General features: G+C 69.8%; 24 protein-coding genes and 1 riboswitch. Of the genes, 18 read left to right on the top strand and 6 right to left on the bottom strand.

Annotation, left to right across the window (positions count from 1 at the left end; all coding sequences use genetic code 11):
• Positions 1-245 precede the first annotated feature (245 nt).
• The 7 genes from CHC08_RS06220 (at position 246) to CHC08_RS06190 (ending at position 5,603) form a co-directional block, all read left to right on the top strand.
• Positions 246-1,061: an oxygenase MpaB family protein gene (locus tag CHC08_RS06220; protein ID WP_089206181.1), complete on the top strand. Its 816-nt coding sequence runs from the start codon at positions 246-248 to the stop codon at positions 1,059-1,061.
• A gap of 266 nt (positions 1,062-1,327) precedes the next feature.
• Positions 1,328-1,458: riboswitch (FMN riboswitch) on the top strand.
• A gap of 102 nt (positions 1,459-1,560) precedes the next feature.
• A complete protein-coding gene (locus CHC08_RS06215; protein ID WP_089206180.1) occupies positions 1,561-1,911 on the top strand; it encodes a hypothetical protein in 351 nt (116 codons plus the stop codon).
• Positions 1,912-2,520 (top strand): riboflavin synthase, encoded by a 609-nt coding sequence (locus CHC08_RS06210; protein ID WP_089206179.1) that lies wholly within the window; start codon positions 1,912-1,914, stop codon positions 2,518-2,520.
• Positions 2,517-3,179 (top strand): nicotinamide mononucleotide transporter family protein, encoded by a 663-nt coding sequence (locus CHC08_RS06205; protein WP_089206178.1) that lies wholly within the window; start codon positions 2,517-2,519, stop codon positions 3,177-3,179. The genes CHC08_RS06210 and CHC08_RS06205 overlap by 4 nt, the downstream gene beginning before the upstream one ends.
• Entirely contained in the window at positions 3,176-4,390 is a 1,215-nt protein-coding gene (locus CHC08_RS06200) for a bifunctional 3,4-dihydroxy-2-butanone-4-phosphate synthase/GTP cyclohydrolase II (RefSeq protein WP_089206177.1), read from the top strand. The genes CHC08_RS06205 and CHC08_RS06200 overlap by 4 nt, the downstream gene beginning before the upstream one ends.
• Positions 4,387-4,893 carry a 6,7-dimethyl-8-ribityllumazine synthase gene (ribH, locus tag CHC08_RS06195; RefSeq protein ID WP_089206176.1) on the top strand — a complete coding sequence of 169 codons (507 nt, stop codon included), beginning with the start codon at positions 4,387-4,389 and terminating at the stop codon, positions 4,891-4,893. The genes CHC08_RS06200 and ribH overlap by 4 nt, the downstream gene beginning before the upstream one ends.
• Positions 4,894-5,144: 251 nt before the next feature.
• Positions 5,145-5,603: a PH domain-containing protein gene (locus tag CHC08_RS06190; protein ID WP_089206175.1), complete on the top strand. Its 459-nt coding sequence runs from the start codon at positions 5,145-5,147 to the stop codon at positions 5,601-5,603.
• A gap of 138 nt (positions 5,604-5,741) precedes the next feature.
• Here CHC08_RS06190 and CHC08_RS06185 read toward each other — a convergent pair whose 3' ends face one another.
• The gene (locus CHC08_RS06185; protein WP_179281906.1) at positions 5,742-6,410 is read right to left on the bottom strand and encodes a potassium channel family protein; all 669 of its coding nucleotides are present in this window, start codon (positions 6,408-6,410) and stop codon (positions 5,742-5,744) included.
• On the bottom strand, positions 6,403-7,743 hold the full coding sequence (locus CHC08_RS06180) for a TrkH family potassium uptake protein (protein ID WP_089206174.1): 1,341 nt from the start codon (positions 7,741-7,743) through the stop codon (positions 6,403-6,405). The genes CHC08_RS06185 and CHC08_RS06180 overlap by 8 nt, the downstream gene beginning before the upstream one ends.
• A gap of 230 nt (positions 7,744-7,973) precedes the next feature.
• Between CHC08_RS06180 and CHC08_RS06175 the strand changes: the two genes are divergently transcribed.
• The 4 genes from CHC08_RS06175 to CHC08_RS06160 all read left to right on the top strand — a co-directional run bounded on the left by CHC08_RS06175 (position 7,974) and on the right by CHC08_RS06160 (position 11,702).
• Positions 7,974-8,840: an AAA family ATPase gene (locus CHC08_RS06175; RefSeq protein WP_089206173.1), complete on the top strand. Its 867-nt coding sequence runs from the start codon at positions 7,974-7,976 to the stop codon at positions 8,838-8,840.
• A gap of 97 nt (positions 8,841-8,937) precedes the next feature.
• On the top strand, positions 8,938-9,999 hold the full coding sequence (locus CHC08_RS06170) for a vWA domain-containing protein (protein ID WP_245878155.1): 1,062 nt from the start codon (positions 8,938-8,940) through the stop codon (positions 9,997-9,999).
• A complete protein-coding gene (locus tag CHC08_RS06165; protein WP_089206172.1) occupies positions 9,992-11,098 on the top strand; it encodes an XdhC family protein in 1,107 nt (368 codons plus the stop codon). The genes CHC08_RS06170 and CHC08_RS06165 overlap by 8 nt, the downstream gene beginning before the upstream one ends.
• 31 nt (positions 11,099-11,129) lie before the next feature.
• A complete protein-coding gene (locus CHC08_RS06160; RefSeq protein ID WP_089206171.1) occupies positions 11,130-11,702 on the top strand; it encodes a nucleotidyltransferase family protein in 573 nt (190 codons plus the stop codon).
• A gap of 49 nt (positions 11,703-11,751) precedes the next feature.
• On the opposite strand, the gene CHC08_RS06155 is transcribed toward CHC08_RS06160, so the two are convergent.
• Complete coding sequence (locus CHC08_RS06155; protein WP_089206170.1) at positions 11,752-12,639, bottom strand: endonuclease/exonuclease/phosphatase family protein; 888 nt, start codon at positions 12,637-12,639, stop codon at positions 11,752-11,754.
• Positions 12,640-12,812: 173 nt separating this feature from the next.
• Between CHC08_RS06155 and CHC08_RS06150 the strand changes: the two genes are divergently transcribed.
• The 7 genes from CHC08_RS06150 (at position 12,813) to CHC08_RS06120 (ending at position 18,961) form a co-directional block, all read left to right on the top strand.
• The gene (locus CHC08_RS06150; RefSeq protein WP_089206277.1) at positions 12,813-13,853 is read left to right on the top strand and encodes an LLM class F420-dependent oxidoreductase; all 1,041 of its coding nucleotides are present in this window, start codon (positions 12,813-12,815) and stop codon (positions 13,851-13,853) included.
• 226 nt (positions 13,854-14,079) lie between these two features.
• Positions 14,080-15,147: a M24 family metallopeptidase gene (locus tag CHC08_RS06145; protein ID WP_089206169.1), complete on the top strand. Its 1,068-nt coding sequence runs from the start codon at positions 14,080-14,082 to the stop codon at positions 15,145-15,147.
• Positions 15,148-15,172: 25 nt separating this feature from the next.
• A complete protein-coding gene (gene efp / locus CHC08_RS06140) occupies positions 15,173-15,733 on the top strand; it encodes an elongation factor P (protein ID WP_089206168.1) in 561 nt (186 codons plus the stop codon).
• A complete protein-coding gene (gene nusB, locus CHC08_RS06135) occupies positions 15,733-16,143 on the top strand; it encodes a transcription antitermination factor NusB (protein ID WP_089206167.1) in 411 nt (136 codons plus the stop codon). Before efp ends, nusB begins: the two co-directional genes overlap by 1 nt.
• A gap of 237 nt (positions 16,144-16,380) precedes the next feature.
• The gene (locus CHC08_RS06130) at positions 16,381-17,139 is read left to right on the top strand and encodes a class I SAM-dependent methyltransferase (RefSeq protein WP_089206166.1); all 759 of its coding nucleotides are present in this window, start codon (positions 16,381-16,383) and stop codon (positions 17,137-17,139) included.
• 55 nt (positions 17,140-17,194) lie between these two features.
• Positions 17,195-18,415 carry a DNA polymerase IV gene (gene dinB, locus CHC08_RS06125; protein ID WP_089206165.1) on the top strand — a complete coding sequence of 407 codons (1,221 nt, stop codon included), beginning with the start codon at positions 17,195-17,197 and terminating at the stop codon, positions 18,413-18,415.
• 147 nt (positions 18,416-18,562) lie between these two features.
• Positions 18,563-18,961, top strand: a complete 399-nt coding sequence (locus CHC08_RS06120; RefSeq protein ID WP_089206276.1) for a DUF3040 domain-containing protein — start codon at positions 18,563-18,565, stop codon at positions 18,959-18,961.
• 135 nt (positions 18,962-19,096) lie between these two features.
• Here CHC08_RS06120 and CHC08_RS06115 read toward each other — a convergent pair whose 3' ends face one another.
• From CHC08_RS06115 to CHC08_RS06105, 3 genes are read right to left on the bottom strand one after another with little or no spacing between them, the layout of a single operon-like run.
• The gene (locus CHC08_RS06115) at positions 19,097-21,544 is read right to left on the bottom strand and encodes a transglutaminase TgpA family protein (protein ID WP_089206164.1); all 2,448 of its coding nucleotides are present in this window, start codon (positions 21,542-21,544) and stop codon (positions 19,097-19,099) included.
• Positions 21,541-22,797, bottom strand: a complete 1,257-nt coding sequence (locus CHC08_RS06110) for a DUF58 domain-containing protein (RefSeq protein ID WP_089206163.1) — start codon at positions 22,795-22,797, stop codon at positions 21,541-21,543. The genes CHC08_RS06115 and CHC08_RS06110 overlap by 4 nt, the downstream gene beginning before the upstream one ends.
• Positions 22,794-23,843 (bottom strand): AAA family ATPase, encoded by a 1,050-nt coding sequence (locus CHC08_RS06105; protein ID WP_420823556.1) that lies wholly within the window; start codon positions 23,841-23,843, stop codon positions 22,794-22,796. The genes CHC08_RS06110 and CHC08_RS06105 overlap by 4 nt, the downstream gene beginning before the upstream one ends.
• Positions 23,844-24,211 lie beyond the last annotated feature (368 nt).

Genomic DNA, 24,211 nt, shown 5'->3' with positions numbered 1-24,211 from the left:
GGACCATTCCTGATTTTTTTGTTGTGAAATGTAAATCAGGTTGTGGCTGCAATTCCGTTGACGCAGAAGGGGGCCGGATGGAATAGTAAAGGTACCCAGAAGTTCATATTCACGGATCTGTGACACAATCATGACGCTATTAAGGTGAATTCATCTGGGTCTTGTCTTGGTTGTGTAACAGACTTGGGACATATGTGTGCAGCCCGCTTTCGTGGGGTAATTACCTGCTTACGAGGGGGTGGCGTATGGATCATGGGCTGTTCGGGCCGGATTCGGTGACCTGGCGGGTGATGGGGGAGCCGATCCTGCTTGTCGGGGGCTTCCGGGCCATGCTCATGCAGGGCCTGCACCCCCGCGCGATGCGCGGCGTCGCCCAGAACTCCGCGCTGATGGATCCGTCCGAGGCCTGGGCCCGCTTCGCCCGCACCACCGAGTTCGTCCGCGTGCGCACCTACGGCACGAGGGCCGAGGTCGCCCGTGCCGGCGCCCGGGTCAGGAAGATCCACTCGCGGCTCACCGCCCTCGACCTCGACACCGGGGAGCGGTTCCGCCTCGACGATCCCGACGCGTTGCTCTGGGTCCACGTGGGCGAGGTCGACTCCTACCTGTCGGTCGCCCGCAGGGCCGGGGTGCGCCTGACGGACGAGGAGGCCGACCGGTTCGTCGACGAGTGGCGGCGGGCCGCCGAGGTCGTCGGTCTCCGTCCCGATGACGTGCCCCGTTCGGTCGGCGAGATGTACGACTACATCGAGAGCTGCCGGCCCGGCCTCTACTTCGCCCCCGAGGTGCCCCACCCGCTCCGCCAGTCGTTCAACGCCCCGCTCCCGGCGCGCCTGACGCCGCTCAAGCCGGTGTTCCCCGTGCTCACGCTGCTGGCGTTCGCGACCCTGCCGCGCTGGGCCCGCAAGCTGTACGGCCTGCCCGCGACACCGCTCGGCGACCTGTGGGCGACGGCCAGCCTGAGAGCCCTGCAGACGGGGATCGGCCTGATCCCCGCGCCGGTCAGATACTCCCCGGACGCCCGCAGGGCAAGGCAGGCGATGGCCGGGCGGGTCGCCTAGTCCGGCCCCTCGGCGCACCCGGCCGGTTCGGAGCGTCCGGCACTCGGCTCGGAGCGTCCGGTTCCGCCTGACCCGGCCCCGTACCCCCGGCAGGGCCGGTTCGGAGCGTCCGGTGCCCGGCTCGGGCAGGCCGCTTCGGGCCGTCCGGACATGAACAATCGAGTGCTTGGTCCACATTGTGGAGGTGCGTCCCGTTCGGTTTGCCGGACGTGGCACACTGATATAGGGGGAGCGAGCCCGACGCGGTGATCTCCCACCAGACAGAGCAGCGTGCTCCGGGGTCGGTGAAAGTCCGAACCGGCGGTTACAGTCCGCGACCCGGTCGATGCCATCGACCGGTTGACCTGGTGAAATTCCAGGACCGACGGTTAAAGTCCGGATGGGAGGAAGCGCGCGAGCGGAGAGTGTCTTCGGGCACCCTCCGCTGACTGGGTGTATACACCTGTGATCCCCCGGGGCCCGCCGTGGCAGAAAGCTACTGGCGAGTAGGAGACCTCGGGTGACTGATCGGGCGCAGACGCGCCGGGCGATCGAGCGTACGGCCCACGGGCGCGACGCTACCGGCCCCCATCCCTTCGCAGGCCGTGCCGGCCTCGACATCCTTGACGTCCCCTCCACCCGGCCCCACGCGGCGGTCCCGGCGGAGGCCGCCTTGACGAACGCCCCCTCAGCGAGCGCCTTCCCATGGAACGCCGTCCCGGCGGACGCCGCATGGATGGACTTCGCCCCGGCGGATGTTGTCCCGAACGCCGCCCTGACGGGTGCCCCGCCGAGGGGCGCCGTTCCCGGTGGACACCGCTTCCGGCGCATGCCGGAAGCGGTCCGGCCGATACCCCCGAAGGAGCTGTGAATGTTCACCGGAATCGTTGAAGAACTGGGTGAGATCGCCGCGATCGAGCCGCTTGAGGACGCGGCGCGGATGTCGATCCTGGGCAAGGTGGTCACCGCCGATGCCGGCCACGGCGACTCGATCGCCGTCAACGGCGTCTGCCTGACCGTGGTGGACGTGCAGGGGGAGGTGTTCACCGCCGACGTGATGAAGGAGACCCTGGACCGCAGCTCGCTCGGCGCGCTGAAGCCGGGATCCCCCGTCAACCTCGAGCGCGCGGTCCGTGCGGACCAGCGTCTGGGCGGTCACATCGTGCAGGGCCACGTGGACGGCACCGGCGTGCTGCTGTCGCGGGAGCCCGCCGAGCACTGGGAGGTCGTCCGGATCTCCCTGCCGGACGCGCTCAACCGCTACGTGGTGGAGAAGGGCTCGATCGCGGTGGACGGCATCAGCCTGACCGTGATGAGCGTGGACGGCGAGGGCTTCGCCGTCAGCCTGATCCCGACCACCCTGCAGCTCACCACCCTCGGCGCGAAACGGCCCGGCGACCCGGTGAACCTCGAGGTCGACGTGATCGCCAAGCACGTGGAGAAGCTCGTCGGCGCGTATGTCCCCGGCGGCCGGTCGTGAACTGGGCCGAGGCGGGATTCGCGGTCTTCGGGACCAAGGTCCTCTGGACCGATCTGATCGGGAACGTGGCCGCGCTGGCCACCGTACTGCTGGCGATCCGCAAGTCGATCTGGACCTGGCCGGTGCAGCTCGTCGGCTCGGTGCTGCTGCTCGTCGCCTCAATCAACGCGCACATCACCGGCAACGCGCTCAAGCAGTTCATGTTCGGCGCCCTGGCCGTCTACGGCTGGTGGCGCTGGTCGCGCGGTACCCAGAACGGGCAGGAGCTGGCCGTTCGGCCCGCCACCGGCCGTGAGCGGTCCATGCTGGTCGGAGTCATGGTCGCGGGTACGGCCGCGGTCGGTCTGATCTTCTTTGTCACCGGGCTCTCCTGGGGTTCGTACGCCCCGCTGCCCGAGGGCTACTTCCTGGTCGCCGCCGACGCCTACATCTTCGTCGGCAGCGCGGTCGCGACCTGGGCCCAGAGCCGGGCGCTGGTCGACTTCTGGCTGATCTGGGTGGCCGTGGACCTGGTGGGCGTGCCGGTCGCCTTCCGCTCGGGACTGGTCGTCTCGGGAGCCGTGTACGGAGTGTTCTTCGTGCTCGTCCTGGTCGGATTCTTCAACTGGCTCAAGGAGTACCGGTCGAGGGCCGTGCTCGTTCCGAAGGAGGCGGTGTGATCAAGCTGGACCCGATCGAACGGGCGATCGCCGATATCCGCGAGGGTAAGGCCATCGTGGTCGTCGACGACGAGAACCGCGAGAACGAGGGTGACATCATCTTCGCCGCGTCCAAGGCCACGCCGGAGCTGCTGGCCTTCACGATCCGGCACAGCAGCGGCGTGGTGTGCGTGCCGATGCGCGGTGAGGACCTCGACAGGCTCGGCCTGCCGCTGATGGTGCACAACAACAAGGAACGACTCCGTACCGCCTACACGATCAGTGTGGACGCCCGTGACGGGGTGAGCACCGGCATCTCGGCGTCGGACCGGGCCAGGACGATCCGCACCCTGTGCGACTCGGCCACCGAGCCGTTCGAGCTGGTACGGCCGGGCCATGTCTTCCCGCTCCGCTACCGCGAGGGCGGCGTGCTGGTCAGGCGCGGCCACACCGAGGCGGCCGTGGACCTGGCCGTGCTCGCCGGGCTGGGTTCGGCGGGCGTGCTGGCCGAGGTCGTCAACGACGACGGCACGATGATGCGGCTGCCCGAGCTGCGCGAGTTCTGCGACCTGCACGACCTCGCGCTCGTCTCGATCGAGCAGCTGGTGGAGTACCGGCGGCGGACCGAGCGGATGGTGACGCTGGTCGCGGAGACACGCCTGCCGAACCAGTACGGGATGTGGAAGGCGTACGGCTACGCGAGCTCGCTGGACGGCGGCGAGCACCTGGCCCTGGTCTACGGCGAGCTGGAGGACGGGGAGAACGTCCTGGTCCGAGCGCATTCCGAATGCCTGACCGGGGACGTGTTCGGGTCGCTGCGGTGCGACTGCGGGGTGCAGCTCGACCGCGCGATGTCCACGATCGCCGCCGAGGGCCGAGGAGTGATCGTGTATCTGCGCGGGCACGAGGGACGCGGGATCGGGTTGCTGGCCAAGCTCAAGGCGTACGGCCTCCAGGACAGCGGCAGCGACACCGTGGACGCGAACCTGGAGCTCGGACTGCCGGTGGACGCGCGGGAGTTCTCCAACGCGGGGCAGATCCTCGCAGACCTGGGCGTCAAGTCGATCCGGTTGCTGACCAACAACCCGGCGAAGGTGCGGGGCATGGACGGCTACGGGATCAAGGTGCTCGGCCGGGAGCCGATGCCCGTGGCGATGAACCCGTACAACGAGAAATACCTGAGGGCCAAGCGCGACCGCCTCGGCCACGACATTCCCGAGGAGAACGCATGAGCGGCACCGGACGTCCCCCCTCGCAGGCCGTCGAGGCCGGGGGGCTGACCGTCGGCATCGTGGCCGCCCGATGGCACGAGAAGATCACCGACCAGCTCGTGGCCCGCGCCGTACAGGCCGTCCAGGACAGCGGGGCCACCGCGACCGTGATCCGCGTGGCCGGGTCCCTGGAGGTCCCGGTCGTGGTCCAGGCCCTGGCCCGGCGGTGCGACGCGGTTGTCGCCCTCGGGGTCGTGATCCGCGGTGAGACCGCCCATTTCGACTACGTCTGCGACTCGGTGACCTCCGGTCTGACCCGGATCTCCCTGGACGAGGAGATCCCGGTCGGCAACGGCGTGCTGACCTGCGAATCCCTCGACCAGGCCCTCGACAGGTCCGGGTTGCCCGGCAGCCACGAGGACAAGGGCTACGAGGCCACCGTCGCGGCCCTGGAGACGGCGTTGCTGCTGAGGGACCTCCGGGCCCTGGACGTGCCGAAGGCGGCCGATCCGGGACGGGTCTGAGAGGCCGAGCTCCGGAACCCGGCCGGGACAGCCGGATCCGGGACGCGCCCGAGGCCGTGCAGGGGCTCCTCTCCCGCTCGTCGCGGAACATGACGCCCGTCGCGCTCGCGACGAGCGGGAGAGACGCCTCCACGCCGGTGCCCGTGTGCGGCCGGGACCGGAGGTGCCGTGCGGTAAATTTCGTTCGGCACTGTGGCCGGCCGTCACAGCCGTCGTGACCGGTGGTCTGCCCGAAGGATCGTGATCTCCAGTTGAGCCCAGAGAACGTCTCTCCGCCCGTCCTGCCCGTCGTGTGGCGGCCAAGGAAGGGCCGGATCGTGGCGTACGGCTTCGCGGGCGTGATCGTGCTCGGGGCGTTGCTCCTGGCGATCCTCCTGCCGCCGCCGTTCACCGTCCCCGACAAGATCGCGATGGTCGGGCTCGGCGTGATCGTCGCCGGGGTCCTGCATCTGCTGGGACGGTGCCGGGTGGAGGCCGACGAGCGGGGGATCACCGTCGTCAACCCACTGCGTGTGCACCGCTACGAGTGGTCCGAGGTGCTCGGGGTCAGCCTGATCGTCAACGAGCCCTGGGCCAAGATCGACTTCGCGGACGGCGTCACGATCGGGGCCATGGGCCTGCAGGGTTCGGAGAAGAATCGGACCGTACGGCAGGTCCGCGAGCTGGCCGCTCTCATCAGGGAGCGCGGCGAGGCCGGCGAGACCCGATAATCCCTGCCTGCTCCCTCTCGGAGGGAGCAGGGCTCATCGGGGAGTACGGCGAGACCCGCCTCCGGTCCGCACCCTCTCGACCGGTGACCGCGGCTGACCGGCCCCGGACGCGCCCGACCCGGCGGACCCGAGGAGACCTCAGGTCTCCTCGGCGAACCGCTCGGCCTTGTCGGTCTCGCCGGCCACGAGCAGGATGTCGCCGCCCTGGATGAGCGTGTCGGAGGTGCAGTAGGTGAACCCGCTGCCGGGCTTCTTGATCCCGACCACGGTGACCCCGTACTTCTTGCGGATGCCGAGCTCGCCCAGGGGCTTGCTCTCGGCCCATCGGGGAGCCTTGGTTTTGATCAGGGCGTAGCCCTCGTCGACCTCCACGTAGTCGAGCATCCGGCCGGTGACCAGGTGCGCGACCCGCTCGCCCATGTCGTGCTCGGGCTGCACCACGTGGTGGGCGCCCACGCGCTCCAGGATCCGGCCGTGCTGGAGGGTGATCGCCTTGGCCCAGATGTCGGGGACGCCGAGATCGCTCAGGATCGAGGTGGTCAGGATGCTCGCCTCGATGTCGGTGCCGATGCCGACCACGGCCCGGCCGAACTCCGCGATGCCCAGCTGGGTGAGCGCGTCGGGGTCGGTGGAGTCGGCGCACACCACGTGGGTGAGCTGCCCGGAGAGCTGCTGCACGGTCCGGGAGTCGCTGTCCACGCCGAGCACCTCGACGTCGCGTCCCACGAGTTCCACCGCCAGCGAGCCGCCGAACCGGCCGAGGCCGAGCACCACGACCGCGTCGCCGCGGCTCTTCTTGTCAACCAACGAGAGGACGCTCCTCCGGATAGCGGAACCGACGGGTCTGGATGTGCAGGGCCAGGGCCGCACCGAGGGTCACCGGGCCGATTCGGCCGATGAACATCAGGGCCGTCAGGACCAGGTGCCCCGCGGTGCCGGCCTGGGCGGTGACCCCCGACGACAGGCCGACCGTGCCGAAGGCGGAAATCACCTCGAACAGTACGCGGTCGAGCTTGAACGGGGTCACCACCATCATCACGAAGGTGCCCACGGCGACGGAGGCCACGCTCAGAAGCGCGATGGTCAGCGTCTGCCGCTGGAGCTGCTCGGGGATGCGGCGGCGGCCCGCCGAGACGTCCGGTTCGCCGCGCAGCTCGGCGAGGATGACGTACCCCAGAAGCGCGAACGTCGTCACCTTGATGCCGCCGCCGGTGCTCGCGCTGCCCGCGCCGACGAACATCAGCACGTCGCTGATCAGCCAGGAGTTCTCCGACATCTGGGAGGTGTCAACCGAGTTCAGGCCGCCGCTCCGCGTCATGGCGCTGTGGAAGAACCCGGCCATGATCCGCAGGCCGGGGGAGAGCCCGCCCATGGTGCCGGGGTTGTTCCACTCGGTGACGGTGATGGCCAGGGCACCGCCGAACAGCAGGACGGCGGTCATCCCCAGCGTGATCTTGGTGTGCAGCGACCAGCGGGCCGGGCGGCGCCAGTGCTGCCGGAGCACGGCGTAGACGGGGAAGCCGAGGCCTCCGGCGACCACCGCCAGCGCGAGGGGGATGCAGATCCACGGGTCGCCGACGAACCTCATGATGCTGTCCGGCCAGAGCGCGAACCCGGCGTTGGTGAAGGCCGAGACGGAGTGGAATATCCCGTAGTAAAGGGCGCGGCCGAACGGCTCGCCGTACCCGATCAGAAAGCGGGCGGTGAGCGCCGCGGCGGTCAGCACCTCCGCCACCAGCGTGACCTTGGCGACGCCCGTGATCACCCGGCGCACGTCGCCGGGGCCGAAGGTCTTGGTCTCTGCCTGCGTGTTGAGCCGGGCGCGCAGGCCCAGCCTGCCGGAGACGACCACCGCGAGGATCGAGGAGAGCGTCATGATCCCGAATCCGCCGATCTGCATCAGCACCAGGATCACGATCTCACCGAAGAACGACCAGTGTTCCGCGGTGTCGTGCACGGCGAGGCCGGTCACGCACACCGCCGAGGTGGCGGTGAACAGAGCGGACGTCCACGAGGTCGTCTCACCCGCCTCGACCGCCATCGGCATCGACAGCAGCCCCGTGCCGATGGCCACCACCGTCAGGAACGCCACCACGACGACTCTCGACGGCGTGTTGAGCTGACGGACCGGATTCCTCACAGGGGGTGAGGATACGCCTGTTCGCTCCCGAACCTAAGATCGTTCGCCCGATCGCCCCGGGGTGATCGGGCGGAGCCGCTCCGGCCTCCCCTCCGAGCACCGCTCGCGGCGGCCCGCCATGGCCGATCTCTGCCATCCGGCGCCGGATCCGATGGCAGAGATCGGCCAAGCCCTGATCGGACATTCAGGCGTAACCTGAGGTGGTGAGGCGGACGATCAAGGCATCGGACATGGAGTCTCCCGGCCGGCTGGCCGAGTTGCTCGACGAGCGGGCGTATCTCGCCGACGATGGGCTGGCCACGGCGGCGTTCCTCGCGCTGCGGATGGGCCGCCCGCTGCTCCTCGAAGGCGAGGCGGGGGTCGGCAAGACCGAGCTGGCCAGGACCCTGGCCGCCGTGCTGGGGGCGCCGCTGATCCGGCTGCAGTGTTACGAGGGACTCGACGCCTCCCAGGCGCTCTACGACTGGGACTTCGCCCGCCAGCTCCTGCACCTGAAGGCCGCCGAGGCGGGCGGGATCACCGACGCCGCCCGGCTGGAGGGGGAGGTCTACGACCGGAGGTTCCTGATCGCCCGGCCGCTGCTGAAGGCGATCGAGACCCAGCCGGCGGTGCTGCTCATCGACGAGGTCGACCGGGCCGACGTGGAGTTCGAGGCGATCCTGCTGGAGGTGCTCTCGGACTTCGCGATCTCCGTCCCCGAACTCGGCACGATCCGCGCCGAGCGGCCGCCGGTGGTCGTGCTGACCTCCAACCGCACCCGCGAGGTGCACGACGCGCTCAAGAGACGCTGCCTCTACCACTGGCTCGAACACCCCTCCTTCGAGCGGGAGGTGGCGATCCTGCGCAGACGGCTGCCCGCGTGCTCCGAGAGCCTCGCCGAGCAGGTGGCCAAGGCGACGGCACGGCTCCGCGAGACCGACCTCATCAAGCCTCCCGGGATCGCCGAGACCCTCGACTGGACCGAGGCGCTGCTGACCCTCGGTGCGCGGGAGCTGGACCCCGACGTGGCCGCCGCCACGCTGGGCGCCCTGCTCAAGCACCGGGAGGACCACGAGGCCGTGCTGGGGAACGGGTTCTTCGGTGATCTCCGACGCTGACGGCGACCGGCGGCCCGGTGGCCCCGCCGACGCGGAGACCGCTGTGTCCGCTGTGTCCGCTGCGCCTGCTGTGGCGCCGGGGGACATGGTCGCCGTCATGACCGGCTTCGCCAGGACGCTGCGCGCCGCCGGGGTCCCCGCCGACCACGAGAGGACCCAGAACTTCCTGCGGGCCCTGTCCCACCTGGACGCCGCCAGGCCCGACGACGCCTACTGGGCGGGCCGGTTCACCCTGTGCGCCTCGGCCGACGACCTGCCCCGCTACGACCGGGTCTTCCGGGCCTACTTCGGGGGGCTGCGCGCGGGCCGTGCGAAACCCGCCGCGATCACCGTCGTCCGGCACACCGCGGCTCTGGCCGGTGACCGGGGGGAGAGCGGCGACGGTCCGGTCCCCGCGGCGACCGCGAGCGCGGTGGAGGTGCTGCGCAACCGGGACGTGGCCAGGATGACCGGGGCGGAGCTGGCCGAGGTGCACCGGCTGCTCGCCCTGCTCAGGACAGGGCGTGAGCAGCGCAGGTCGCGGCGGTTCCAGCCGTCGCACCGGGGCCGGCTGGACAGCAGGGCGACGATCCGCGAGGCGCTGCGAAGGGGCGGGGAGACCGCCAGGCTCCGCTATCGCACGCACAGGACCAGGCCCCGCCGGGTCGTGCTGCTGGTGGACGTCAGCGGTTCCATGACCCCCTACGCCGACACGCTGCTCCGCCTCGGCCACGCGCTGGTCAGGTCCGAGCCCCGGGCCACCGAGGTGTTCAGCACGGGCACCCGGCTCACCCGGCTCACCGCGGAGCTGCGCCACCGCGACCCGGCCACCGCCATGAACGCCGTCTCCCGCGCCATCCCCGACTGGAGTGGCGGCACCCGGCTGGGCGAGGAGCTGCGGAGGTTCCTGTCGCTGAACGACGCGGGGGGCGCGGTGGTGGTGATCGCCTCCGACGGGTGGGAGCGGGGGGACGTCTCGCTGCTCGGCGCGGAGATGGCCCGGCTGTCCCGGACGGCGCATCGCGTGATCTGGGTCAACCCGCACAAGGGCCAGAAGGGTTACCAGCCGCTCACCGCGGGGATGCGTGTGGCACTGCCGTACGTTGACGACTTTGTGGCCGGGCACAGCCTGGCCGCCTTCGAAGAGCTCGCCAGGTTGCTGGGAGGCGCGAATGCGTGACGTGTTGATGCAGATCGCGCGGTGGTGGGAGACCGGGGAGAGATTCGGCCTGGCCACCGTGGTGGATACCTTCCGTAGCGCCCCGCGCCCGCCGGGCGCCTCCATGGCCGTGCTCGGCGAGGAGGCGGAGGGCAGTGTCTCGGGCGGCTGCGTCGAGGGCGCCGTCTACGAACTGGCCCAGGACGTGCTCGCCTCCGGGACGCCGGTCCTGCAACGGTACGGCGTGAGCGACGACGACGCCTTCTCCGTCGGGCTGACCTGCGGCGGCATCCTGGATGTGTTCGTCGAGCCGATATCGCGCGAGACCTTCCCCGAGCTGGGGGCGATCGCCGAATCGGTGCGGGAGCGCGAGCCGGTGGCGGTGGCGACCGTGCTGTCGGGACCCGGTGCGGTCGGGGCCCGCCGGGTGATCTGGCCGGACCGCTCCTCGGGCTCGCTGGGCGTGGCCCGGCTCGACGAGGCGGTGGACGACGACGTCCGGGGCATGCTCGCGCAGGGGCTCACCGGGGTCCGGCGCTACGGCGCGCGAGGCGAGCGGCGCCTCGATGATTTGTCGGTCTTCGTGAACTCCTTCGCCCCGCCGCCCCGGATGCTGGTCTTCGGCGCGATCGACTTCGCCGCGGCGGTGGCCAGGGTCGGCAAGTTCCTCGGCTACCACGTGGTCGTGTGCGACGCCCGGCCGGTGTTCACCACGGCCAAACGCTTTCCCGAGGCCGACGAGGTGATCGTCAAGTGGCCGCACGACTACCTCAGCTCGATCGCCGTGGACGAGCGGACCGCGATCTGCGTGCTCACCCACGACCCGAAGTTCGACGTTCCCCTGCTGGAGGTGGCCCTGCGCACCCCGGCGGGCTACGTCGGCGCGATGGGCTCGCGCCGTACGCACGAGGACCGACTGGCACGGCTCGCTCAGGCGGGCCTGAGCGAGGTGGAGCTGAAGCGGCTGCGCTCGCCGATCGGCCTGGACCTGGGAGCGCGGACCCCGGAGGAGACCGCGGTCTCCATCGCGGCCGAGCTGATCCAGCTGCGCTGGGGCGGTTCCGGGCAGCCGCTCACCGACGGCTCGGGCCGGATCCACGGGCACGGGCCCCACGCGTGATCACGATGGCCGGGCGGAGCCGAGGAGTCACATGAGATCTGGAAGCGCGGGGCTGCTGCTGGCGGCCGGGTCGGGGTCGCGCCTCGGCACGCCGAAGGCACTGGTGGAGTTCCGGGGAGAGCGGCTGGTGGACCGGGGGATCCGGCTGCTCCACGACGGCGGCTGCCATCCCGTGGTCGTCGTGCTCGGAGCCGCCACCGCGCAGGTGCGGGGAGCGGTGACCGTGCGCAACCCCGACTGGCGCTCCGGGATGGGCTCCTCGCTCCGCGTCGGCCTGGGCGCGCTTCCCGACGACGCCGAACACGTGGTGATCGCCCTGGTGGACCAGCCGTTCATCGGCCCGAAGGTGGTGGAGCGGCTCATCCGGGCCGCGAGAGACGGGGCCTCGGTGGCCGTCGCCACCTACGGCGGGGCGCGGCGCAACCCGGTGCTGATCGCCAGGGAGCACTTCGAGGAGGTCGCCGGGCTCGCGACCGGCGACACCGGCGCCCGGCCGTTCCTGCGTGCCCACCCCGAGCTGGTCGTCGCGGTGCCCTGCGACGACATCGGCGACCCCGCCGACATCGACACTCCGGCGGATCTGTCCGCGCTGCGGGCCCGCTGAGGTCTCCCGCGGCGGCGGGCCGGACGGGAGGGTCTCCCCGCCGCCGGGTTCAGAGGCGGAGTGACGCGACCGCCGCGCGGTGGTCGCTGCCCGCGGCCTGCTCGACACCGGCGCTGGTGGCGGTGAGGCCGCGGTAGAGGATGTGGTCCGGGCGGGTGACGGGGAAGGACGCCGGCCAGGTGAAGCCGAATCCCTCGCCGGCCTCCTGCTGGGCGTCCGACAGGGGCGGCACCAGGCCCGCGCGTTTGCGGTCGGTGGTGGCGGTGTTGAGGTCGCCGAGCAGCAGCAGGTGCTCGCTGGTATCCCTGTCGACGATCTTCCCGGCCTTGGCGAGGGTCTCGTCGCGCAGGTCGGTCTGGCCGGGGCGGGCGGAGGCGAGATGCATGACGTAGACGGTCAGCTTTCCCCTGGGGGTCTTGACCACCGCCCGCAGGGCCCGCGCCCAGTCCAGGCCGATGTCCACCTTGCGGGTCTCAAGGATCGGAAACCGGCTCCAGAGGCCGACCGTGGCGATCCGGTAGTTGTACGGGAAGTGCTCGTTGAGGAACTTCGCGGCCGGGCCGCCCGGCGTCAGCTCCTGCACCGCGATCAGGTCACGGCCTTTCGAGACGGTCTGTACGGCCTGCGCCGACTGGGCGTTGGTCGCGCCCACGTTGAGCGTGGCGACGGACACGTCGCTCAGGCCGCCGGGCGGGCTGTGCAGCAGCGTGGGGCCGAACATGAACGCCCACACGGTCACGGGGACCAACGCCGCGGTGATCACCTGCCACGAACGGGTGAACAGCGCGCCCACCAGCAGGATCGGCGTGGCGACCCCCAGCCAGGGGAGCACGCTCTCCAGAACGGGTGTGAACCCGCCCAGCTCCGGCAGCAGCCAGTGCCCCCCGAGAACCAGGGAGAGCACCCCCGCCGCCACGACGATCGACCACCTCAGCACATCGCTCCTCGTCCGCCGCACCCGGGGGATCCCCTACCCCGGAATGCGTACGCTACCGGCCATGCGGCGGCGGCGCGGGGCTTGGTGCTTCGGCGGTCAGTAGATAGCCTTTGTTGCCGAGACAACGGAACAACATTCGGTTTCGTCGGCGTATGCGGAAGGACGATCTCACGATGCGTATCGGTATGGCCCTGAACTACTCGGGGGGCTTCAAGGAGACGGTGGCCGAGCTGGCCGACTACGAGAAGGCCGGTCTCGACATCGTTTTCGTCGCCGAGGCCTACAGCTTCGACGCGGTCAGCCAGATGGGCTACATCGCGGCCAAGACCGAGCGGCTGCAGATCGCCTCCGGCATCCTGCCGATCTACTCCCGGACCCCGACCCTGCTGGCCATGACCGCCGCGGGCATGGACTTCGTCTCCGACGGCCGCTTCACCCTCGGCCTGGGCGCCTCGGGCCCGCAGGTCATCGAGGGCTTCCACGGCGTGCCGTACACCGCCCCGCTGGGCCGTACCCGCGAGATCATCGAGATCTGCCGCCAGGTCTGGAAGCGCGAACGCCTGACCTACGAGGGCAGGCACTACACCATCCCGCTCCCCGCGGACCAGGGCACCGGCCTGGGCAAGCCCCTGAAGATCATCAACCACCCGGTCCGCGATCGCATCCCCGTCGTGGTCGCCGCCATCGGCCCGAAGAACGTCGAGCTCTCCGCCGAACTGGCCGAGGGCTGGCAGCCGATCTTCTACATGCCGGAGAAGGCCGCGGACGTCTGGGGCGCCTCCCTGGCCGCGGGCAGGGCCAAGCGCGACCCGGCCCTGGGCGAGCTGGACGTCATCGCCCAGGCGGCGCTGGCCATCGGCGACGACGTGTCGGACTGGCTGGAGCTGGGCCGCCCGATGGCGGCCCTCTACATCGGCGGGATGGGCGCCAAGGGCAAGAACTTCTACAACGACCTCGCCCGCCGGTACGGCTACGAGAAGGAGGCCGAGCAGATCCAGAACCTCTATCTCGACGGCAAGAAGGACGAGGCCGCCGCGCTCGTCCCCCAGGAGCTGCTCGAGAAGATGTCGCTGATCGGCTCCGAGGGCCACGTCCGCGACCGCCTTCAGGCCATGAGGGAGTCGGGCGTCACGACCATCAACGTCACCCCGCTCGGCCGTACGCACGAGGAGCGCATCCAGCTGATCGAGAAGGTCAGGGATCTCGCGTCCTGACCTCTCCGTGAGCGGGAGGGCCGGGCTCTCCCCGGGCCGCGGCCCAGACCGGGCCGGTCTCTCCCCGGGTCGCGGCCCAGGCCGGGCCGGTCTCTCCCCGGGTCGCGGCCCAGACCGGGTCGGCCTCTTCCCGAGAGGGGGTCCGTGCCGGGGCGGACCCCTCCCGCTTACGGAAATCACTTCAAAATGGTCGTAGCGCCATGAAATCGGTCAATAACATTCAGATATGACCGTCACCCACGCTCGGCGCCGTGAACACCTGGCGGCTCTGCTCCCCGCTCACGAGGCGGACGCGATCCTGGTCACCCATGGCGTGAACGTGCGCTACCTGACCGGCCTGGACAGCTCCAACGCGGCGGTGCTCGTCCGGGCGGACGCCACCGCGACGCTGGCCACCGACTCCCGCTACACCGAGACCGCCCGGCGGATCTGCTCCGACATCGAGGTGGTCGAGGAGCGCGACGTCGCCGGGGGCCTGGTCTCCAGGGCTCGCAGGATCGGCGTCGAGGCCGACCACCTGTCCGTCGCCGACTACTTCCGGCTGGGCGAGGACCTGCTGCGGGTGTCCGGGATGGTGGAGGCGGTGCGCCTGGTCAAGGACGAGGCCGAGATCGACCTCATCCGCACCGCGTGCGAGCTCACCGACCGGGCCCTCGCCGACGTGCTGCCCATCCTGAGGCCCGGGCTGACCGAGAAGGAGATCGCCAGGGCGCTGGAGTGCCGGATGATCGAGCTGGGCGCCGACAGGCCCGCCTTCGACTCGATCGTGGCGAGCGGCCCCAACGGCTCGATCCCGCACCACTCGCCCTCGGACCGGCCGCTGGAGCGCGGTGACCTGGTCACGATGGACTTCGGGGCGCTGTACGAGGGCTACCACGCCGACATGACCAGGACCGTGGCGGTCGGCGAGCCCGCGCAGTGGCAGCGCGAGCTGTACGAGCTGGTCCGCGCGGCCCAGCGGGCCGGTCGCCGTGCCGTACGGCCCGGCGCGATCACCCATGACGTGGACGCCGCGTCCCGCGACCTGATCGTGGAGGCCGGGTACGGTGAGTACTTCGGGCACGGTCTCGGCCACGGTGTCGGGCTGGAGATCCACGAGGCGCCGTTCCTGTCTCCGGCAAAGCCAGAGTCCGACCCCGAGCACGCTAGACTAAAGGATCGAGTTCCGGTCACCGTTGAGCCTGGGGTTTACCTACCGGGCAGGGGCGGCGTCCGCATCGAGGACACACTCGTGGCGCGTGATCAGGGGCCGGAACTTCTCACACGGACGACCAAAGAGCTGCTTGTCCTTTAAGAGCGGCCGTACGCAGGAGAGACTAGTGGCGACGACGAACGACCTCAAGAACGGCCTGGTGCTCAAGCTCGAAGGCGGTGAGCTCTGGGCGGTTGTGGAGTTCCAGCACGTCAAGCCCGGCAAGGGCGGTGCGTTCGTCCGCACCAAGCTGAAGAACGTCAGGTCGGGCAAGGTCGTCGACAAGACCTTCAACGCGGGCGTCAAGGTCGAGGTGGCCAACGTCGACAAGCGCGAGATGCAGTTCTCGTACATGGACGGCGAGGAATACGTCTTCATGGACACCGAGAACTACGACATGCTCAACGTCTCCAGGACGTCGGTCGGCGCCGCCGCCGACTACCTCCTGGAGAACATGCTGGCCGTTCTGGCGATCAACGAGGGCAACGTCCTCTACATCGAGCTGCCCGCGGCCGTCGAGCTGACCATCACCGAGACCGAGCCCGGCCTTCAGGGCGACCGCTCCACCGGCGGCACCAAGCCGGCCAAGCTGGAGACCGGCGCCGAGATCAAGGTGCCGCTGTTCATCACGACCGGCGAGAAGGTCAAGGTCGACACCCGCACCGGCGATTACCTCGGCCGAGCCTGATGTCGGCACGGGGTAAGGCGCGCAGACGCGCGCTGGACATCCTCTTCGAGGCGGAGGCGCGGAGTGAGAATCCACTGAGCGTCCTCGCCGAGCGTCTGGAGCGGGCCGAGCCACCCGTGAACGAATACACCACCACGATCGTCGAGGGTGTCTGCCGGCACCGGATCCGCATCGACGAGCTGATCACCACCTACGCCGAGGGCTGGACGCTCGACCGCATGCCCGCGGTCGACCGCAACCTGCTGCGTGGCGGCACCTACGAGCTCCTGTGGATGCCCGACGTCCCGGAGGGCGTTGTCATCAGCGAGTGGGTCAGCCTGGCCTCCGAACTGTCGACCGACGAGTCGCCGCAGTTCGTCAACGGCCTGATGGCCCGCTTCAAGCAACTCAAGCCGTCGCTGGCGCTGTAGCCGGCCTGCGGGGGCCGGCGGACCCGTCCCCGGCTCCCCGGCACGCGTATGTATGGCGCCCGTCCTGGTCTCCGGCCGCGACGGGCGCCCGCGTGTTTTCATCGCATCCTTATGCCCCGGAATCGACCCGTGCCGGGAAAAAACTCGATCAAGCGTGAGTATGGATCGTGCTTGGGCCGCTTCACGGGCGGTCCAGCGTAGGCTGGGTTCGTCACCGAAAGAGGAGGCGATCTGAAGTTGCATGCCGTAGGCATCTCGCGGCAGGCAGGCACCCCGGCGGTACGAACCGCTGTCGTGTGGGATGTCCTGCGTGCAGTGCTGGCCGATCAGATGGCCGCTACCGGCCGTGATCGACTCGACATCGTCGATGCCGGGGGTGGAACGGGCGGCTTCGCCGTACCTTTGGCTGATCTGGGACACGCTGTCACGGTCGTCGACTCCAGCCCCGACTCGCTGGCCGCGCTGGAGCGCCGCGCCGCGGAGGCGGAGGTCGAGGTGCGCGCCCTGCAGGGCGACGCCGCGGACCTGGGCGAGCTGCTCCCCGCGGGCGGTGCGGACCTGGTGCTCTGTCACAGCGTGCTGGAGTACGTGGAGGATCCGGTCAGCGCGATGACGGCCATGGCCGGGCTGCTGCGCAAGGGCGGGGTGATCAGCGTGCTGGCCGCCAACCCCGTCGCCGCCGCGTTGCACCGCTCGGTCGCCGGCCGCTTCGACGAGGCCCGCCAGATCCTGGAGGACCCCGAGGGGCGCTGGGGCGATCGTGACCCCACGCCGCGGCGCTTCACCCGCGAGAGCCTGGAGCGACTCCTCGGCATGACCGGTTTTGTCCCCGGGGAGGTTCACGGTGTGCGGATCTTCGCCGACCTGGTGCCCAGCAGGCTGCTCGACGGCGAGCCGGGGGCCGCGCGTGCCCTGATCGCCCTGGAGCAGGCGGCCGCCGCCCATTCGGTGCTCCGTGACATCGCGACCCAGCTGCATGTGTTGGGTCACCGGTGAAGGGCACATCGAACGCGTGTTCTCGTAGAATGACGTCGTGTCGAGAAAACAGCAGATGCCGCGTCCAGGCCCGAATCTGGGCGCCGACGACACCGGCTGCCCCATCCTCCACGTCGACATGGACGCCTTCTACGCCAGCGTCGAGCTGCGCGAGCGCCCCGAGCTCAAGGGAACACCCGTCATCATCGGCGCGCCCGGTGCGCGCGGGGTGGTGCTCAGCGCCACCTACGAGGCCAGAAGGTTCGGCGTGCACTCGGCGATGCCCATGACCCGGGCCCGCCGCCTATGCCCCCAGGCGGTGATCATCCCCCCGAGCCGCGGCAAATACTCGGAGGTCTCCCGGGGCGTCATGGAGATCTTTCACACGTTCACCCCCGAGGTGGAGCCGATCGCCTCCGACGAGGCGTTCCTCGACGTCGGTGGGGCCCGAAAACGGCTGGGCCCGCCGGCCGCAATCGCCGAGATGATCCGCGAACAGGTCGTGCACGAGCACGGAATCACCTGTTCCGTCGGGGTTGCCAACAGCAAGTTCGTGGCCAAGCTCGCCTCGCAGCACTGCAAGCCTGACGGCCTGCTGGTCGTGCCCGTGGACCAGGTGGTCGACTTCCTCCACCCGCTCCCCGTGGCGGCGCTGTGGGGCGTGGGAGAGCGCACTGAGCAGTCCCTCATGAGGCTCGGCATCAAGACCGTCGGTGATCTCGCCAGGGTCCCGGTCGCGACCCTGGAGCGAGGGATCGGCCAGGCGGCGGCCACGCACCTGGCCGCGCTCGCCTGGGGGCGCGACGAGCGCCCCGTGACCCCGCACGTGCCCGACAAGAGCATCGGTGCGGAAGAGACATTCACCACAGATGTTGACGATCCGGTGAAGATTCGCAGGGAGTTGCTCCGCCTCTCAGAACGGGTCGCCGCGAGGCTCAGGCAGGGTGGTCACGTCGGCCGGACGGTCAGTGTCAAGCTTCGGCGGGCCGATTTCAGCACGATCTCCCGTTCCCGGAGCCTCCACGAGCCCACGGACGTCGCCCAGATCCTCTACGCCACCGCCTGCGAGCTGTACGCCGCGGCCGGCCTGGAAAATGTACGACTTCGCCTGGTCGGAGTGCGGGTGGAGAACCTCCGCCCGGCCGACGGGGCGACCAGGCAACTCGGTCTGGGAGAGCGCGAGACGGGCTGGCGGGAGGCCGAACAGGCTATGGACAGGGCGGTCCGGAGATTCGGTCATGATGCGGTGCTCCCGGCGTCGCTTGTTAGCCCGCCGTTTGATGGAATAGACCCATGATGCCGCCTCCGGTTTGGACTACGTTGGACGTTTTCTTTCGTCTACGTCTACAGCCTCGTATTCTGGGGATAACCGACCGCGAGGTTCGGACACCCCGTGTCGTCCGTCACCGTCTTCCCCGTCCTGGGGCTGTCCTTGGGAGGCGCCGTGCCGCTCTCTGAGCACGAGCAGCGCTTGCTCGACCAGATCGAGCAGGCCCTCTACGCCGAGGACCCGAAGTGGGCCAATACCGTCAGGATCAGTGATCCGCGTAGCCATTACAGGCGTCGCCTGGTGAAGGCCTCCATCGGCTTCATCTTGGGCGTCGTCCTGCTGATGGTCGGCGTTGTGATTATCAACATCCCGCTCGGCGTCGGCGGTTTCGTGGTCATGCTCGCCGCGTGTTTGTGGGGTCTGTCCAGTTGGAAGCGGATGAACGGGTTCGGTGAGGCATCCAATGCCGCGCCGTCCGATCAGCCGCAGAGCAAGGCGGGGCGCCGTAGCTCCCGGCCGAGCTTCATGGAGCGCGTAGAAGAGCGCTGGCGCCGTCGACACGACGAACGCTAGTGAGGAAACGCTCCGCCACCTGACGGTGGCGGGCCGTTTTCTTTGATGATGTGGGTCACTCCCGGTGGGAGTGACCCACATCATCGGCCGTGATGTCCCTTTTGCGCGTCCTGTCGCGGTCGAGTCCTCCCGCGTTCAGGCGTTCTTCCTGGTCGGCCGACGGAGCCTGATGTTTTCCAGCCGGTCGAAGCCGTCCAGCAGCCGCCCGCCCATCGCCCGCATCCGCAGGAGCGTGGAGGTCGGCAGCAGCACCGCCCGGATCCGCCTGCCGCGGGTCACGGTGGCCGCCAGTGCCCGCCGTACGCGGTGGAGGTCGGCGCGGAGCGAGCCGATCTCGCCGGGAGTCCTGGCGTAGAGCATCCGCTCCACCACCGTGGCGATCCTGGTCACCGCGGCCGTGGCCTCCGCGTCGAACTCGTACTGCTCGGCCAGCCGCCGGGCCAGAGCCCTGGGACTCTCGCTCGCCTGCCTGGACATGCCGTAGTCGCACAGGGCGTCGTCAAGCTCGGACCACGCCGCACTCACCGCCGGATCCCCCCGGTCGGTCCTGATCGAGGCGACGCCGGTGAACCCGGGGGCGGCCGGATCCTGGAGATCCGCGTCATCGGAGGAGGCCTGGATCTTGCGGGAGTAAGCCCTGCGGCGGCGGGCGCGGAGCTCCAGGCGGAACATCCCCGGGATCAACGCGATCAGCAGGACGATCGCGGCCCCGATGCCGATCTTCGCGATCAGCGGCATGCCCTCGTCCACCGGGACCAGCGCCCCGCCGAACTCGGGGTCGAGCGGGCGGGCGCCTCGGTTGGCCGTCGGTCCGCCCGGCAGGTCCGCGCTACCGGAGCTGGAGGTGGGACTCGCGGAGGGCTCGTCGGTGGTGGTCGGTGCGATCTCGGGCCGGGTGTAGGACGGCACCGTCGCGCTGCCCTGTCCACCTCCGCCGGTCGGGGTGGGCTCGAACCGCAGCCATCCCGTGCCCTCGAAGTAGAGCTCGGGCCAGGCGTGCGAGTCGTGGGTGCGCACCTGCCACTCACCGGCGAAGTTGGTGCCGCTGGTGTAGCCGATGGCGACCCGGGCGGGGATGCCCAGAATTCGTGCCAGCACCGCCATCGAGGAGGCGAACTGCTCGCAGTACCCGGTCCGGTTGCGGATCAGGAAGTCGGTCAGAGCCGAGGCGTTGTTCCCCTGGGTGGCCAGGCTGTAGGTGAATCCGCCCTTCTTGGTGAAGAACTCCTGCAGCTCGACCGCCTTCTCGTAGGGGCTCGCGTTCTGCTTCGTCACCTGTCCGGCCAGATCCCTGATCGCGCGCGGAAGGTCATCCGGCAGCGCCAGGTAGCGCGCGTCGATCGCGGCGGGCGCGGCCCCCGCCGTCTTGAGCGCCTCCGCCGTGGGCTGGGGTTCGGCGGTGGTCACCTCGTAGGTCAGCCCTCCGGCGGTGTCCCGGGTGGAGAACACCATGAGCGTGTCGCGGTCGGGCCGCCAGTCGCCCTCGACGGTGACCCGGGTGGCCGGATAGGGCAGGGGCAGGAAGCTCAGCCCCCTGACCTCATCGTTCACCGTGATCTTGGTGGTCGCCTGAGCGGTGGGCACGGAGGCGCTCTGGCCGGGAGCCGGAGGCATCGGTCCCTCGGAGGTCCGGTCCTCCGGGCGCCCCTTCGGCTCCGACATCGTCCACTGGTCGCCGTCGAAGGTGTCCAGCGAGTACATCCGCAGATAACGCGGGGAGCTGTCGCTGATGGTGTACGTCAGGACGGTGGAGTTGTTCGGCAGCGAGAGCTGGCCCCGCAGGTTGACCATCGGGTTGGGGATGCTGATCGAGTTGCCGCCCCCGCCCCTGCCGTTGCCCACGCCGAACCCGAACAGCGGGTCCGGCTCCAGGGTGGGCAGCAGCGAGGGCAGAAGGACGGCCAGCACGATCGCGGTGACCCCGATGCGCTTGCCGGACAGCCGCAGCGCCCCGGTGTCGGAGGTGGCGGGCCGCGGGGCGACGAAGGACGGCGTCCGGCGCACCAGCACCGTCCGGCCCCAGTGGCTGACCCGTTCGCGGCCGTCGGCGACCAGCAGTGCCAGGTAACCCAGGGCCCCGATGATGAACGCCGGCCAGCTGATCGGATCGACGACGACCGCGGCCGGAACGGTGAACAGCGCCAGCAGGGGCAGTCCGGTGAGCGCCGCCCTGCGCAGCCGGGAGGCCAGCAGGTCGACGAGGATCGCGATCAGGCCGACGCCGCCGCAGGTGAGCAGGACGATGCCGACGCTGTCGGGCACCGGGGCGGCGAATCGCTGGATGTCGGTGAAGCCGGTGGACAGCAGCTCGCCCAGCCTGACGACCGACTCCTTGGTGGGCACCACCTTGGCCCAGGCCTGCTCGCCGGTGAACACCGCGGTCAGATAGATCGCCGCCGCGACCAGCTGGGCCAGGGGCGCCAGCCAGTTCGGCAGGGTGTAGCGGCTGGCCAGGACGCCGACGCCGGTCACCACCAGGATGATCCCGAGACTCGTCCAGAACCAGCTGCCACCCTGGAAGAGGGGGTAGAGCGCGATCGCGACCGCTCCCGTGGCCACTCCCGACGCTATGGGAAGTCTCATGAGCCGCCCTTGCTCGCTGCGAATCGCCCGCGTTGCGCGGCGTCCGGCCACACGCTCGCGATGGAGGCGCCCGCGGGCAGCCGGACGATGCGCCAGCCCATCCCCGCGAGCACCGCCTGCGCCGCCTGGTATTCCTCGTTGTCGCCGAGCTCGGGACGCTCCCAGCCCGCCACGTCCAGCATCACGGCCACGCCGGTCACGTTGCCGTGCCTGAGCCTGGCCAGCTCCTGCGCCTGCTCCAGGTCGATCCCGCCGAGCACGGCCACGATCAGCCCGTCCCCACCGCCCTGCCGCAGTGCGCTGATGCCGTACTCGAGTGATCGCGCCGGGCTCGTCCGCACGACGGCCAGGGTGTCCAGGAGCGACCAGCTCAGCCCACCGTCGGTGAGGTGCTCGGCCCCCTGGTCGGTGACCAGGCGCAGGCCGAGGCCCTCATGGGCGAGCTGCACGCCGATGGAGGCCGCGGCCGAGACCGCCACCTCGAACGAGGATCGCGGTCCCTCGCCCCGGTGCGCGTAGCGGCGGGTGTCCAGGAGCAACGCCCCCCGGCTCTGCCACTGCTGTTCCTCGCGCCGCACCATCAGCTCGCCGTACCTCGCGGTCGAGCGCCAGTGCACCCGCCGCAGGTCGTCTCCCTGCCGGTAGTCGCGCGGCGCGACGTCGTCGTCACCCGCCGACGCCACGCTTCTGGTACGGCTGTCGCCTCCGCCCGTCCACTCGCCGGAGAGGCGGACGTGGGGCAGCGCCGTCACCTGGGGGGTCACCACGAGCGTGTCGCTGATGGTGAAGGACCTGGTCAGCTCCACCAGGCCGAAGGGATCGCTGATCCGGATGGAGAGCGGTCCGATGGTGAAGCGGCCGCGCAGGTCGGAGCGGACCCGGTAGTCGATCTCCCGGATGCCCTGCGACTCCACCCGGTCCAGGACGAACCTGGGCCGGGCGCCGAGCGCGTAGGGAACGGTGTCCTCGATCATCAGCAGGCCGGTCGGCAGCCTCGTGACGTTCTCCAGCCGGAGTGTCACCGTGGCCTCACTGCCCAGCTCGGCCCTCGGCGGGTCCAGGCGGCGCGCGCAGCTCAGCCGGTAGCGCGTGCGGGCCACCACCAGGGCGGCCAGCAGCGGCAGGGAGAGGATCAGCACGCCGATCCTGAGCAGGTCGTGCTCACCGAGGATGAAGGCGCACAACAGGGCCGCGATGCCGGATGCGAGGAAGGACCGGCCGCGGGCGGTGAGCGCCTTGAGGCCGGAGGTCACTTCGCTTGGGCCTCAGGCACGGGCACCCTGCGGATCAGGTCGGTCATCACCTGTTCGGGCAGGCGGCGCTGCCCCTGGGCCTCGACGCTGGGCAGCAGCCGGTGGGCGAGGACGGGGACGCACAACTCCTGCAGGTCGTCGGGGATGACGTAGTCGCGGCCGGCGAGCGCGGCGTGCGCCCGGGCGGCCCTGACCAGCTGCAGGGTCGCGCGCGGAGAGGCGCCGAGCCGGAGGTCGGGGGAGTTCCGGGTGGCGGTCACCAGGTCGATCGCGTACTTCTTGATCCCCTGCGAGACGTAGATCGCGCGCACCGCCTGGATCAGGGCCTGGATCTCGGCGGTGGTGGCCACCGGCTCCAGCTTGTCGAGCGGAGAGGTGCCGCCGTGCACGTCGAGCATCTCCAGCTCGGCCGTGGGCGCGGGGTATCCCATCGCGATCCGGGCGGTGAAGCGGTCGCGCTGCGCCTCCGGGAGGGGGTAGGTGCCCTCCATCTCGATGGGGTTCTGGGTGGCGATCACCATGAAGGGGGTGTCCAGCTTGTAGGTCGTGCCGTCAACGGTGACCTGATGCTCCTCCATGCACTCCAGCAGGGCCGACTGCGTCTTCGGCGAGGCACGGTTGATCTCGTCGCCGACCACGATGTTGGCGAAGATCGGCCCAGGCTTGAACTCGAACTCTCGGGTCTGCTGGTTGTAGGCGCTCACACCGGTGATGTCGCTGGGCAACAGGTCGGGGGTGAACTGCACGCGGCGCACCGGGCAGTCGATGGACCGCGCCAGAGCCTTGGCAAGCATGGTCTTGCCGACTCCGGGCACGTCCTCGATGAGTAGGTGGCCCTCGGCGAGGAGGACGGTCAAGGTCAGGCGGACGACGTCGCTCTTGCCCTCGATCACTGATTCGATCGACTGGCGGATCCGGTGCGCGGTGACGGCGAGATCATCGAGCTGCGGTGAGACGTCATGGGTTACTGCCACCAGGCCTCCATGAAGGTACGGCGTTACGCGCCGGGGGTTCGTATTGCGGACCTTTGTAGGTCCATAGCTCATTCTGCGTACTGACCCTACGGCGCTGTACGTTCCAGCGGCGACTTTATGCGGTCATTAGGGCCGATTCCGGGTGAACAGCCACAGTGTGTGGCATGGCCGTCGTGTTTTCGTGCCATTGACGTACGGACTCTGTGACAGATGGATGCGGCCGGGCGCGGCCGGGACCGGCGTTGACCGGGGGGCTTCACTTTCTGTCACTCATCACCGCGATGCGGTCGATTCACAAATCTTCTGACTATTCGGGTGCCTTCTGGGCGTGCTCGCGACACGCAAGGGGGCCCTCATCCCCTCCACTCCGCACCACCCCTTCTGAGCTGCGGAAATATCAGCAAAACAGCGCGCGAAGACCCGCAGAATCAGTTGACGGT

Source organism: Streptosporangium subroseum (assembly GCF_900188345.1).
GTDB classification, from domain to species: domain Bacteria; phylum Actinomycetota; class Actinomycetes; order Streptosporangiales; family Streptosporangiaceae; genus Streptosporangium; species Streptosporangium subroseum.
This window is presented reverse-complemented; position numbering and strand designations above follow the sequence as displayed.

Excerpts from the sequence above, each read along its gene's own strand:
- dinB (WP_089206165.1), top strand. The coding sequence starts at position 17,195 with ATGCCGCGTCCAGGCCCGAATCTGGGCGCCGACGACACCGGCTGCCCC.
- ribH (WP_089206176.1), top strand. The coding sequence starts at position 4,387 with ATGAGCGGCACCGGACGTCCCCCCTCGCAGGCCGTCGAGGCCGGGGGG.
- CHC08_RS06115 (WP_089206164.1), bottom strand. The coding sequence starts at position 21,544 with ATGAGACTTCCCATAGCGTCGGGAGTGGCCACGGGAGCGGTCGCGATC.
- CHC08_RS06220 (WP_089206181.1), top strand. The coding sequence starts at position 246 with ATGGATCATGGGCTGTTCGGGCCGGATTCGGTGACCTGGCGGGTGATG.
- CHC08_RS06210 (WP_089206179.1), top strand. The coding sequence starts at position 1,912 with ATGTTCACCGGAATCGTTGAAGAACTGGGTGAGATCGCCGCGATCGAG.
- CHC08_RS06150 (WP_089206277.1), top strand. The coding sequence starts at position 12,813 with ATGCGTATCGGTATGGCCCTGAACTACTCGGGGGGCTTCAAGGAGACG.
- CHC08_RS06105 (WP_420823556.1), bottom strand. The coding sequence starts at position 23,843 with ATGAGCTATGGACCTACAAAGGTCCGCAATACGAACCCCCGGCGCGTA.
- CHC08_RS06170 (WP_245878155.1), top strand. The coding sequence starts at position 8,938 with ATGACCGGCTTCGCCAGGACGCTGCGCGCCGCCGGGGTCCCCGCCGAC.
- CHC08_RS06160 (WP_089206171.1), top strand. The coding sequence starts at position 11,130 with ATGAGATCTGGAAGCGCGGGGCTGCTGCTGGCGGCCGGGTCGGGGTCG.
- CHC08_RS06165 (WP_089206172.1), top strand. The coding sequence starts at position 9,992 with ATGCGTGACGTGTTGATGCAGATCGCGCGGTGGTGGGAGACCGGGGAG.
- CHC08_RS06175 (WP_089206173.1), top strand. The coding sequence starts at position 7,974 with ATGGAGTCTCCCGGCCGGCTGGCCGAGTTGCTCGACGAGCGGGCGTAT.
- CHC08_RS06145 (WP_089206169.1), top strand. The coding sequence starts at position 14,080 with ATGACCGTCACCCACGCTCGGCGCCGTGAACACCTGGCGGCTCTGCTC.
- nusB (WP_089206167.1), top strand. The coding sequence starts at position 15,733 with ATGTCGGCACGGGGTAAGGCGCGCAGACGCGCGCTGGACATCCTCTTC.